Source organism: Bradyrhizobium sp. CCBAU 11434 (assembly GCF_028128895.1).
GTDB lineage: Bacteria > Pseudomonadota > Alphaproteobacteria > Rhizobiales > Xanthobacteraceae > Bradyrhizobium > Bradyrhizobium zhengyangense.
The window spans coordinates 519907-531776 of sequence record NZ_LBJX01000011.1 but is presented as its reverse complement, the minus strand read 5'-3'; the positions used below and the strand labels follow the sequence as shown (position 1 = coordinate 531776).

Here is an 11870-nt window from a genome sequence, read left to right as displayed (position 1 = left end):
ATCTGGTCAGTCGCGGCTCCGGAGGTCGAATATTCTGAGGGCCGCTCGATCATGCTGCCTCAGCATCGTCTCAGTCATAATGGCAGACGTAGATCTTCCGCACGGTTTCGATCGTGCGCCAGACGCCGACGAAGCCAGGTTTCATGACAAAACTGTCGCCGGCGCGGTACCTCCTGATCTCGCCACCCTTTTCCTCGATTTCGATCAGCCCCGAGAGGATGTGGCAGAACTCGAAGGTGGTGCCCTTGATGGAATGGGTCTCGCCGGGTGTCGCTTCCCAAACGCCGGTCAGCACCTTCTCGCCTTTCGAGGCGTCCTGGGCCCAGGTCTTGAACGATGGGTTGCCGGAAATAAGCCGTTCTGGAGCAGGCAAGGCGTTCTTCGGTGCAAAGTCCGGATTGGTGTCGATGGTGACCAGAAGTGACATGGCGCTTTTCCTGTTAGTAGCCGAGTGCTCGATCGACTAGGCCGATCGGGTTTTGTCCAGCCCGGTGCCGCCGGATGTTCTCTATGACCGATTGTGCGGCCGTATGCGGTTGCGTCACGGACGCAATATGCGGCGTGATGATCACCTTCGGATGCGACCAGAGTGGATGACTTTCCGGCAGCGGCTCGGGATCGGTAACGTCAAGCATGGCTGCGTTCAGACGCCCGCTGTCCAGCGCCTCGATGAGCGCGCCTTGGTCAAGCTGCGGGCCACGGCCGACGTGCAGCAGCCTCGCTCCCGCTGGCAACAGCGAGAAGAGCCTTTCGTTCAGGATGCCGCTCGTTTGCTCCGTCAGGGGAAGAAGACAGACGAGGATATCAGTTCTTTGCAGGAAGTTGCCAAGCTGATCCGCCCCATGGAAGCAGGTGACACCCTCGACCACCTTCTTGCTTCGGCTCCACGCGGCAAGGGGAAATCGAAACGGCTTCAAGCGGTCAATCGCGGCTTGGGCCAGCATGCCAAATCCGAGGAACCCGACACGCCGATCAGTCGCCTGGAACGATGCTAGCGCGTGCCAACGGCCCCCTCTCTGCTGCTCCCGATAGGCCAGCATCTCGCGATGCAGCGTCAGCACACCAAGGACGACGTATTCCTGCATCATGCGCACGATGCCATCCTCGACCATACGCACCAGCTTCACATGGTCGGGTATGGTCTCTGGCTTGAACTGATCAATCCCCGCGCCGAGAGAAAAGAGCACTTCCAGATTGCGAAAGCGTGAGACATCGTCCGGCGCGTTCCACGTCAGCAGATAGCGCACCTTCTCCGGATCGACAGATTCGCTGGAATGGTAAAATTCCAGATCAGGGAGCTCGCTCGCAAAAGCCTCCCGAAAGACTGCCCCCCTGGCAGCATCAAAATTGAAAAGAAATGCCATCGATGCACGACCCTGCCTCGCTCGGCATGTCGACGACGCCGGGAAAAGCGATTAGCCTTGCAGGACTTTTCGGGGATTCACGGCGACCCGCTCTGCCTGCACAGTTCTTGCCGAACACCGGGAGGGTAGCTGCAAGCCGGAGCTTTCCCTGCCGAATTACGGTGCAAGACAGGCCGAAGATTTCGAAAAGCAAGCCCAAACAGGGGAAACCTGCTGGCTTTCCGTGCGATAGTGCTGCGAAATACGCCCGCTGCCCTGTTGTGGCGAGAGAGAAAAAGGCGCGATGTGCAAGAGATTGGCATCCCGCGAAGGAACGGACGAGCCGAGATGGGACGAACGGTACGCGTGAAGTCCTTTAAACTGGCCGCGAAAGATATCAACGACGTTGATGTGACGCTGCTCCACGCGCTCTCGACCGGGGTTGGCTGGCCGCATCGACCCAAGGATTGGGATTTCTTACGCCGCGCAGGGCATGGCATCGTAGCCGTTGATGGCATAGGACGCGTCTTCGGCAGCGCAATGTGGTTCCCACATGGCCGCGAGTTCGCGACGATTGGCCTGGTGATCACATCGCCTCGAACCCAGGCTCAGGGTACTGGCCGCTGGCTCATGGAACAGGTGTTCGAGCGGTGTGGCGACCGGAATTTGACCCTCAACTCGACCGATGCCGCGTATCATCTGTATCTTTCTCTGGGCTTCACGAAGGAAGCCACGGTGTATCAGTGGCAAGGCGAGGTCGTGTCACCGCCCCCGTCGGTGCCGGCTCTGGACGGCGAATTGAGCTCGCTGTCCACCGAGAATATCGAAGAGATCGCAGCACTGGATGAACGGGCGTTCGGCACCAGCCGTCAGAGGCTGCTTGGATTGCTTTCTGAAGGCGCATCAATCAGCGTCCTGCGCCGCGGCGGGGAAATCGCCGGCTATTCGATGAAGCGCGAATTCGGGCGCGGTCATGTAATCGGCCCCATCGTCGCCAGCAATGATTGTGACGCGATCCATCTTACGGCCGTGCATCTCAAGGATCTCGCCGGAAAGTTCGCCCGCGTGGATACGCGGGAGCAGACGGGTCTGTTTGCGGACTTTCTTCAACAGAGCCGCCTCGGGATGAACGACACCGTCACGACCATGTCCAAGGGACGGCGATTCCTGAACCGAAAGGAAAACGAGCCGTGGGTCTACGGATTGGCCGGTCACGCCTTGAGCTGAAGCTGTGAAGCGAATGTCCGTTGAAGGTAGCCGCGCACTACAGAGCCCAGTATGTTTTTTCTCGGCAGTGCCACGTGCGTTGACCTTGGTTCGTGCTAACTATCTACCGCCTCACTCACGCTGAGACGCTCGATTGCCTCCAGGTTGTGAATCGTAACAGACGTGTACTTTGCCGTCGCAATTCCATCCTGCTCGAGACTCTTGAGCAACCGGTTGATCGTTTGGCGACCGACGCCGATCATCACTGCCATATCCTCCTGGGACAAGCGCAGATCGATGACGAATCCCGTCTTGGTCTGGCGGCCGTGGCGCTCCGCAAGCCTGCACAATTCCTGCGCGAGCCGATGAAGCGGACGGCGATTGCGGACGATGATCAGGTTCTGAATCGAAACGCGCAGGTGATCGCACACCATTCGGACAAAGGCCGAATAGTACTCGTTGCTCTCGCTGACGAGCGCGTCGAACCACTCCTGGCTCAAGTGAAAGCCTCGGTCTTGCCGATGGCGAATGCATCATAGCCATAGGGACGCCCGTCACACGGTCAGGTTGACCGAGCCGGAGGTGTCGCGGACGATCGGAATCGTGCGCAGGCGCGGGTCGACGCTATCCCCTCATGCCGGCCAATTTCTCAAGATGCTCCTCGAAGCGTGGCGCTCGCCTTCACGGATAAGCAGTCGAGGCAAACCGCGGCCTCGCTAAGGCTTCGAACTTGAAACCAGCTCTATTGAGAGCCGCGACGCGCAAATGATCGCGCAAATCAGCCGGAACCGATGTTTCGCTGTGCACCAACACTTGCATCTATTCCCAGCCGGCTGCGATAGGCCCGGAGCTAAGTAGGACTTCTGCGGTTCTCAAATTCAGCTCGAGCAGAATATCAATAGCTTGGCGGTTGCTTCCAAATGAAAAAGGAGCTTACGAATTTCGGACCGATACGAAATCTTTGGTTTCCGCTGCACGTTTGACCGCGTCAATCACTCGAAGGGTTTTCAGCCCTTCACGCCCGCTCACCACAGGCTCGGTCGTACCGCGGATGACGCCGCAGAGATTTGCGATCTGCAGGCCGAGCGGGTCTTCCTTCTCATAGCTCAGCCGCTCACGCTCGATCGGCGCCCACCAACTGGCCTTGCTCGGGTGACGCCATAGATCGAGTTGCGGAATTGCGAGCGATGCTCTGGTACCGCCGATCTGGTAACAGGCCTCCTGCGTGTGACTGTAAGCCGGGTTCTCACCGGCCGTGAACTCCCAGCTCCAGGGCGACTGGATGGCGTCGGAGACATTGACCGTTCCGAGCGCGCCTGAGGCGAAGTGCAGGATGATCACCGCGGTCTCTTCGACCGCGTTTCCACGCAGTCGATTGGATTGAGCGGCTTGCACCGCGACGATATCTCCACACAAGTACCGCAGCAGGTCGACATCGTGGATGAGATTCAGGAAGACAGGCCCCGCCCCTTTCTCGCGGCGCCAGGCCACGTCGAAATAATCGTCCGGCTTGATCAGCCAGAACATGCCGTGCACCGACACGATCGGGCCGAGCCGGCCGCTGTCGATCTCCGCCTTGGCGCGTTGGATCATCGGGTTATGCCGGCGATGATGGCCCGTGAGCAGCGGCACGCCCGCCCGCTCCGAGGCTTCGACCAGGGCCGCTGCAGCAACCACGTCATCCGCCAACGGCTTCTCGATCAACGCTGGGATCCCCGTTGCGATACAATCCATTCCGTTGGCCACATGCATCTGATTGGGAGTGGCGACCACCACCCCCTCCGGCCGATTTTCGGAGAGCATGTCCTGAAAGGACGGATACCAGTCCACCTTCAGCGACGCCGCCAACTCTCTGGCCGCCGGCATCGGATCGACGATCGACGACAGCATCGCCTCGGGTCGCGCGAGAATGTGCTCGATATGTCGCTTGCCGATGAGACCCGCTCCCATCACCGACAGGCGGACTGGTGAATTCATACAATGCTATCCCTTCATCTCATCAAGCAGCTTGGCCACACGACGCAGGCCGAGCTGATAACCTTGGGTGCCGAAGCCTGCGATGACCCCATCAGCTCGTTTGGAGACAAACGAGTGGTGGCGGAATTCCTCGCGCTTGTGCACGTTGGATATGTGCACCTCGATCACTGTCCCCTCGAACGTGTTCAAAGCATCCAGGATGGCGACCGACGTATGGGTGAAAGCCGCGGGATTCATCACGATACCGGCTGCCGTCTCACGCGCCTCGTGGATCCAGTCGATCAGCTCGTATTCCCGGTTGGATTGATGGAAGCGAAGCTCCAGGCCAAGCTCCTTGGTCAGCGCCCGGCAATCCCGCTCCACGTCCGCAAGCGTCTCGTGACCGTAGATGTGGGGCTGGCGCTTGCCGAGCAAATTGAGATTTGGTCCGTTGAGGACATAGACAAGGCGACTCATGGGAAGAACTCCGTTCAATGATGGGCGAGGATCTCGCCGAGGAACTGCCTGGTGCGGGCCTGCTGTGGATTGCGGAAGAAAGCGTCGGGCGCGCCCTCTTCGATGATCTGCCCTTCGGCCATGAAGATAACCCGGTCGGCAACCTGGCGGGCGAAGCCCATCTCATGGGTGACGCAGATCATAGTCATGCCGTCGTTGGCGAGGCCGATCATCGTATCGAGCACCTCCTTGACCATCTCAGGATCGAGTGCCGAGGTCGGTTCGTCAAACAGCATGACCTTGGGCTGCATGCAGAGCGCACGCGCGATAGCGACGCGTTGTTGCTGACCGCCCGAAAGCTGAGCCGGATACTTCTCAGCCTGGTCACCGATGCGCACCCGCTCGAGGTATTTCCGCGCAATCGCCTCCGCCTCGGTCTTTCCGATGCGGCGCGCGCGGATGGGTGCGAGCATGCAGTTCTGCAAGACCGTCATATGCGGAAAGAGATTGAAGCTCTGAAACACCATGCCGACGTCCTGTCGTACCACATCGATCGCCTTGATGCTGTCGTCGAGCCGATGACCGTTCACCACGATACTGCCTTGCTGGATCGGCTCGAGGCGGTTGATACAGCGGATCAGCGTCGATTTGCCCGACCCGGACGGGCCGCAGAGCACGATCTTCTCGCCCTTGCGCACGGTGAGATTGACGTCGCGAAGAGCCTGGTACCCGCCGTACCACTTCTGCACGCCCTTCATTTCGATCAGGATATTGTCCTGCATGGATTCGGCTCCGCTATCGGACGGCGGCCAACGCGGATCGTGCGTCGGCCGCTCGCAGTGGCTACTGAACTGTGAAGGGAACGCCGGCGACCGCCTCCGGGAAGATCGGCACGGGCGCCTTCATCCATTTGGCGTAGAAGCTGGCCAACTTGCCGTCCGACTTGATCTGGTCGATGAACTTGTTGGCCGTCTCGTTCCAATCCTTGTCGCCGAGGCGGGTGCAGGCCCCGTTGTACAGCGCGGTGAAGTGAAGCTTGGGCTCGAACCCAAGCTCGGGCTTTGCGGCGTTCAGACGCTGCGGGTAGAAGCTGTTTGCGCCGACAGCCTGCACCTGACCCGAGAGCAGCGCCTGGATCGTGGCCGCGTCATCATCAAACCTGCGGATTTCTGTGCCCGCCGGAGCGCTGTTGGTGACCTGGGTGTCCTGCGTGGACGACCTCGGAACGCCAATCACGTACTTTCCCATATCGGCATTGCTGTTGATCGGCGTTGCCTGGGCTGCGACCAGCGTAATCTCGTTCGCAACATACGGCTTGGAATACTGCACCGCCTTTGCACGCTCGGGCAGCATGGCCATGGTTGCGAACAGAATGTCGACGCGGCCTGTCGTCAGCGCCGGAATACGATTGGCCACCGCCAGCGGAACGAACTCGGCCTTCACGCCGAGATAGTCAGCGAAGGCGCGCCCCATATCGGCATCGATGCCATCCTGCTTTCCCGAGCTGTCGACATAACCCCAGGGCGGATTGTCGCCCTGAATGCCGATGACGACGACGCCCTTCTTCTTCACGTCGTCCAACGTGCCCGCCTGCGATTTGCCTGGGATGGCGATGGCTGCCAATGCCATCAGCGCGACCCCGAACTGGCGACGATTGGGTGAAAACAACATAAGTATCTCCTCCTGGTGATGGCTGTTTGTGATTGGATAGGTGCGCCGTTCCTACCTTTGACTGGCCAGGGCGAGCCTGGCCTCCATCCGACTGCCCCACCACGACAGTGGCCAGCAGAGGATGAAGTACATCGCGCCGACCACGCCGAAGACGAGCAACGGCTGGAAGGTCTGGTTCGATACGATTTGACCGGCGCGGGCGAGTTCGATGAAACCGACGATGGCGGCGAGCGACGTGCCCTTGATGAGCTGCACGAGGTAGCCGATGGTCGCGGGAAGCGAGATGCGGATTGCCTGTGGCAGCACGATGTCGCGCATGCGGGAGGAATAGTGCAGCCCGAGCGCCATCGCCGCCTCGGTCTGCCCGCGCGGCACGGCCTGGATTGCGCCGCGCCAGATCTCACCAAGGAAGGCCGAGGCATTCACGGTGAAGCCGATCGCCACCGCGACGAAGGCGTCGAGCTTCAGCCCAGTCAGCGCCAAGCCGTAATACACGACGAAAAGCTGCAGCAGCAGCGGCGTGCCCTGGAATACCCCGATATAGATGCGGGTGATCCATTCCACGCTCCTGTGACCGCAGGTGCGCAGCAATGCGACGGCCAGCCCCGCGGTGCAGCCGCCTGCGAATGCGACCAGCGTCAGCAGCACCGTCCATTGCAGCCCACGCAGCAGGAAGCCGAACTCGGGAAGACCAAAATGCGGTGTCATGATCGCCTCCCTCAGCGTGTCGGATAAGAGAAGAAGCGGTGAGAGACGACCGCAAAACCCAGCATCAACAGCCAGGAGATCGCGAGGTATAGGAATGTGACGGAGAAATAGACCTCGAAACTGCGGAATGTGTCGCTTTCGATGCGCTGGGCAACCGAGGTCAATTCGTAGGCCGACACCGCCGAGCAGATCGAGGAGGTCAGCGTCAGCATGATGAACTGCCCCGTGAGCGAAGGGTAGATCGCTCGAAGTGCAGGCTTGAGCACGATGAACCGGAACACCTGCCCTTTGTGCAGTCCGAGCGCGTAGCCCGCTTCCACCTGTCCCTTGTGAATGGACTGCACCCCGCCGCGGATGATCTCGATGGCGTAGGCGCCGCCATTGACACCGAGCGCGATGATGGCGGTGGCTGTCGGATTGAGCTTCAACCCGATGAGCGGCAGGGCAAAGAACAGAAAGAAGATCTGCACCAGGAAAGGCGTATTGCGCACGATCTCGACGAAGCCGATCACGAGAGCACGTAACCATGCCGCCTTCGCATCGCGTGCCGCGACGCCGGCGACACCGATGATCATTGCGAGCGTCATGCCGGCAAGCGCCAGACCCAACGTACCCACGCACCCCCACAGCAGCGCGGGCATCGCATGCCAAACCACCGAGAAATCGAGCGTATAGCCCATCTTGCGTTTCCTCTCGGGCGTTGTGCGTGCCGCTCGCCCATCGGCCTGACGTCACCCTCCCAGGGATGCAAAAGTGGCGAAGAAGACGTCCGGATCAGGCGAGATGCCCGTGAACAGGCGAAATGCCTCGGTCCCCTGGAAGATCGCCATGCCGCCGCCATCGACGGTGCGGCAGCCCAGGGTACGCGCCGCACGCAGCAGTGCGGTTTCCAGTGGGAAATAGACGATCTCGGCGACCCACAGATCGGGACGCAGCAGATCCGTCGGCAGCGGCGTGCCCGGATATTTGTCCATGCCGATCGGCGTCGCATTTACAATCCCGTCTGCGGCAGCCACGTCCGCAGCGATATCCCGGCCGGCCCTTAAGCGCCCTTCGGCAAATCGGGGGGACAAGCTATCCACCAAACTCTGTGCCTTCGCCAAGTCGACGTCGATAATGGTCAGTTCCTGCAGGCCGAGCTTCATCAGCGCGAAAGCGACCGCGGCGCCCGCTCCGCCGGCGCCGAATTGAACGACCCGACCGAGTGGTGCACCCTGCATGTTGCGGCGAAAATTCTCGGCGAAGCCGAACCAGTCGGTGTTGTGGCCGGTCATTCGACCGCTCCTGATGACCACGGTGTTCACGGCGCCAAGCGCCTCCGCGTCGGGCGAAAGCTCGTCCAGGAGCGGAAGAATCGCCTGCTTGCAGGGATGGGTCACATTCAGCCCGTCAAAGCCCATCCACCTTGCAGCCGTGAGCAAGTCGGGCAGCGCTTCGGCACCAAGCTTCAACTCGGTCAGATCGATCTTCTTGTAGAGATAGCGGATGCCCGCGGTGTCAGCCGCCGCTTCGTGCATGGGCGGGGTGCGGGACGCAGCGATGCCGCTGCCGATCAGGCCGACGAGAAAGCTGGACTTCTGATGCATGCTCGGCATCGCCCGTCAGCTCAAGGGGACAGTCAGTTCGGCGATGACCTGAGCCGTGCTCGGTCGAACGCCGCGCCACCAGGCAAAAGCTTCGGCCGCCTGCTCGACCAGCATGCCGACGCCGTCGGCCAGCTTGGCTACGCCTTCGACGCGGGCCGCTTGCAGAAAGGGAGTCAATCCCTTGCCGTAGGCAAGTTCGTACGCCAGCTCCGCACCGCGGAAGACATTGCCGGGAAGTGGCGGCATCTCACCTCGCAGGCTGGCCGATGTCGCGTTGACCACGACGTCATAGCCCTCGGCAAGATCGGCCAGTTCAGCATAGCCGCTGACGATCAGGGGGCCGCAGCCGGCAGACTCTTCGGCCAATGCCACCGCTTTCGCCAGCGTCCGGTTGACGAGAACCAGCTCGGACGGCTCCTGGCGCAGGAACGGCAGCAGCGCGCCACGCGCTGCTCCCCCTGCGCCGAGCATCAGGACGCGCCGGCCGGCCATCTTGACGCCGAGATTGACGGTGATGTCACGCACGAGGCCAATCCCGTCGAAATTCTCGGCAATGATCCTATCGCCGTCGAACTTCAAGCAGTTTGCGGCGCCAGCTCGGTCGGCGCTCTCTGAAAGCTCGTTTGCGTAGGCGAAAGCATCGAGCTTGAACGGGGCCGTGATGTTCAGCCCCTTGGCGCCCTCTTTCCGGAATTGATCAACTCGTGGGTTGAAGCCATCGAGTGGGGCCTCGATCGCCTCATAGACAAGGTCCTGTCCCGTCATCTTGGCGAAAGTGCCATGGATGAGGGGCGATTTGCTGAAGCCGATCGGATTTCCGATCACCGCGTAACGATCGCTCATGGCTCACTCCTACACCGCAGCTTCGTTGTAGAGGACGCCGTCGCGCACCATTTCGTCGACCTGTTCGGTAGAGAATCCCAGCGAGGCTGCGATGCGGCGATTGTCCTGACCGAGCAACGGCGCCGGCGTGCGCACCGTCGTGTCGCAATCGGAGAAATGAAAAGGCAGGTTAGGCAATGTCACCTTGCCGAGCACGGGATGCTCCTGCTCGACCAACATACCGCGGGCGTGGATCTGTGGATCCTTCACGACTTCCGCGATGGTCTGCACCGGGGCGGACGGCACACCTGCGTCTTCAAGAGCGGCAAGACACGCGTCACGCGAAGGCTGTGACAGCGTCCAGTTGCGCACGATCTCCATCGCGTCAGCATAGTGCGCGTTGCGGGAGGCCGGCTTGGCGAAGCGCTCGTCGGACGCCAATGCATTCCCGCCGATCAGCGTCGCCAATCTTTTCCACGCATCATCGACCTGCGCGGCGATCACGAGATTCCCGTCCCTGGCCGGAAAGACCCCGTAGACGGTCGAATCCGGCTGGCCGCTGCCGGTCTGCTTCGGAACATCGGTGCCGCCTGAGAGGAAGTAGCGCTGCACGGCGAAGTCGTGCATCGACACCATGCAGTCGTAGAGTGCCAGATCGATGTGTTGGCCATGGCCGGACGAAGTACGACCGACGAGCGCCGCGTTGATCGCAGCCACGCCATGAATGCCGGTATACATATCGGCCAACGGCATACGCAGCAGCGGCGGCGCTTCACCGGGATTGCCGAGTTGCGCCATAGCGCCGGACATCGCCTCGGCAATCAGCCCGAAGCCCGGACGGTCAGCGTACGGGCCGGTGTGGCCATAGGCGGAAACCGAGCAATAGACCAGCCTCGGATTGCGCTCAGACAATGCCTTGTAGCCAAGGCCGAGGCGCTCAAGTGCGCCAGGGCGATAGTTCTCGATGAACACGTCCGCGGTTTCGACCAGCTTCAGCATCAGCTCGAGGCCGCGTTTGTCACGCAGGTCGATGCAAAGTCCCTGCTTGCCCATGTTCTGCTGCAGGAAGTAGCCGGACTGTCCGTCTTTGAAATACGGATGCGCGCGCCCGGCATCGCCCTCCTTCGGGCGCTCCACCTTGATCACCTCCGCCCCCAACGCTGCGAGGCAGCGGCCCATGAAGGGGCCAGCCAGAAAGTGGCTATAATCGATGACACGAATGCCCTTCAATGGCAGGCGCTGTGTGTTCATGCCGGCTCTCCCTCGACCTTCGCCTTTGGGCGCATTGGGATCATCAGCCGATGCTCACCCAGCTGCACCACCTGGCCATGCTGGTTGATCAGTTCGGAAGGGAGCACCACGATACCCCACCCCTCGCGCTTGGTGGTCCGCATCGAGCCGACGCGGAATTTGACGTGGACGGTGTCGCCGAGCTTGATCGGCAGCTTGAAATCCCAGGTCCAGCCGAGTGACATGCCGGGCAGGAAGCGGTATTCAGCGCGGGTTTTCAGGCCGTCGGCGAGCGAAAGCCCAAACAGCCCGTGCGCGACGCGGGTGCCGAACGGCGTGGTCCTGGCGTATTCCTCGTCGACATGAACAGGGGTGAAGTCGCCGGTGAGTTCTGCGTAGCCGTTCACCATCGCCTCGGTAACTGTCACTGACGGGGTGATACATTCGTCACCGACAACGGCATCATCCCAGTAGCGTTCGTCGCTCATTGATCGACCTTCCTTCAGGCACGGGGATTGATTGCGAGGGCGGCTTCCACCGCGCCGACGCTGGCTTGCAAGATCTCGACGTTGAGCCCGCCCGGCAGCTCGAGCCAGTTCGGCCCGGCTGGCAGTGCCTTGGCTCCCCAAGCGGCGGCACGGGCGAGCACACCCTCGTAGTCGTCGACCATGATGCCGAGATGGGCGAGACGCCCCTCCGGTCCGACGAAGTTCGGATCCTCGATGAGTTGCACGCTTCCGAGCACCCACACCTGACGCGGGCGCGCGCCGTCGGCCGCTTGCTCGTCGCGGATACCGAGGCCAAGCACATGGCGGAAGAAATCGACGTGGCGGTCGACATCCGCCACCCGGATGGCAACGTGCTCGATATAGGCGCGGGGGAGCGTCATCGC

Annotated in this window: 15 protein-coding genes and 1 pseudogene; 2 read left to right on the top strand and 14 right to left on the bottom strand. The window is 61.2% G+C overall.

The window, feature by feature from the left end:
* Positions 1-70: 70 nt before the first annotated feature.
* Both XI06_RS09960 and XI06_RS09955 read right to left on the bottom strand, forming a co-directional pair.
* The gene (locus XI06_RS09960) at positions 71-427 is read right to left on the bottom strand and encodes a cupin domain-containing protein (RefSeq protein WP_271605208.1); all 357 of its coding nucleotides are present in this window, start codon (positions 425-427) and stop codon (positions 71-73) included.
* 13 nt (positions 428-440) lie between these two features.
* On the bottom strand, positions 441-1364 hold the full coding sequence (locus XI06_RS09955; protein ID WP_271605207.1) for a 2-hydroxyacid dehydrogenase: 924 nt from the start codon (positions 1362-1364) through the stop codon (positions 441-443).
* A gap of 327 nt (positions 1365-1691) precedes the next feature.
* Between XI06_RS09955 and XI06_RS09950 the strand changes: the two genes are divergently transcribed.
* Positions 1692-2570 (top strand): GNAT family N-acetyltransferase, encoded by an 879-nt coding sequence (locus XI06_RS09950; RefSeq protein WP_271605206.1) that lies wholly within the window; start codon positions 1692-1694, stop codon positions 2568-2570.
* 95 nt (positions 2571-2665) lie between these two features.
* Here XI06_RS09950 and XI06_RS09945 read toward each other — a convergent pair whose 3' ends face one another.
* Complete coding sequence (locus tag XI06_RS09945; RefSeq protein ID WP_271605205.1) at positions 2666-3049, bottom strand: Crp/Fnr family transcriptional regulator; 384 nt, start codon at positions 3047-3049, stop codon at positions 2666-2668.
* Positions 3050-3116: 67 nt separating this feature from the next.
* Here XI06_RS09945 and XI06_RS09940 point away from each other — a divergent pair.
* Positions 3117-3269, top strand: a pseudogene (locus XI06_RS09940) (LysR family transcriptional regulator); the annotation flags it as partial.
* Positions 3270-3482: 213 nt separating this feature from the next.
* On the opposite strand, the gene XI06_RS09935 reads toward XI06_RS09940, so the two are convergent.
* The 11 genes from XI06_RS09935 to XI06_RS09885 form a co-directional block, all read right to left on the bottom strand.
* On the bottom strand, positions 3483-4526 hold the full coding sequence (locus XI06_RS09935) for a Gfo/Idh/MocA family protein (protein ID WP_271605204.1): 1044 nt from the start codon (positions 4524-4526) through the stop codon (positions 3483-3485).
* 6 nt (positions 4527-4532) lie between these two features.
* The gene (gene aroQ, locus XI06_RS09930; RefSeq protein WP_271605203.1) at positions 4533-4982 is read right to left on the bottom strand and encodes a type II 3-dehydroquinate dehydratase; all 450 of its coding nucleotides are present in this window, start codon (positions 4980-4982) and stop codon (positions 4533-4535) included.
* 14 nt (positions 4983-4996) lie between these two features.
* Positions 4997-5743, bottom strand: coding sequence for an amino acid ABC transporter ATP-binding protein (locus XI06_RS09925; RefSeq protein WP_271605202.1), 747 nt, complete (start codon positions 5741-5743; stop codon positions 4997-4999).
* 61 nt (positions 5744-5804) lie between these two features.
* Positions 5805-6632 carry a transporter substrate-binding domain-containing protein gene (locus XI06_RS09920; protein ID WP_271605201.1) on the bottom strand — a complete coding sequence of 276 codons (828 nt, stop codon included), beginning with the start codon at positions 6630-6632 and terminating at the stop codon, positions 5805-5807.
* A 51-nt stretch (positions 6633-6683) separates the two neighbouring features.
* The gene (locus XI06_RS09915; protein WP_271605200.1) at positions 6684-7340 is read right to left on the bottom strand and encodes an amino acid ABC transporter permease; all 657 of its coding nucleotides are present in this window, start codon (positions 7338-7340) and stop codon (positions 6684-6686) included.
* Between the two features lie 11 nt (positions 7341-7351).
* Positions 7352-8020, bottom strand: coding sequence for an amino acid ABC transporter permease (locus XI06_RS09910; protein ID WP_271605199.1), 669 nt, complete (start codon positions 8018-8020; stop codon positions 7352-7354).
* A 51-nt stretch (positions 8021-8071) separates the two neighbouring features.
* On the bottom strand, positions 8072-8926 hold the full coding sequence (locus XI06_RS09905; RefSeq protein WP_271605198.1) for a shikimate dehydrogenase: 855 nt from the start codon (positions 8924-8926) through the stop codon (positions 8072-8074).
* A gap of 15 nt (positions 8927-8941) precedes the next feature.
* Positions 8942-9769 carry a shikimate dehydrogenase gene (gene aroE / locus XI06_RS09900; RefSeq protein WP_271605197.1) on the bottom strand — a complete coding sequence of 276 codons (828 nt, stop codon included), beginning with the start codon at positions 9767-9769 and terminating at the stop codon, positions 8942-8944.
* Between the two features lie 9 nt (positions 9770-9778).
* Positions 9779-10999, bottom strand: a complete 1221-nt coding sequence (locus tag XI06_RS09895; RefSeq protein ID WP_271605196.1) for a CaiB/BaiF CoA transferase family protein — start codon at positions 10997-10999, stop codon at positions 9779-9781.
* Positions 10996-11466, bottom strand: coding sequence for a MaoC family dehydratase (locus XI06_RS09890; protein ID WP_011089134.1), 471 nt, complete (start codon positions 11464-11466; stop codon positions 10996-10998). Before XI06_RS09890 ends, XI06_RS09895 begins: the two co-directional genes overlap by 4 nt.
* Before the next feature lie 14 nt (positions 11467-11480).
* Entirely contained in the window at positions 11481-11867 is a 387-nt protein-coding gene (locus XI06_RS09885) for a VOC family protein (protein WP_271605195.1), read from the bottom strand.
* Positions 11868-11870: the final 3 nt, after the last annotated feature.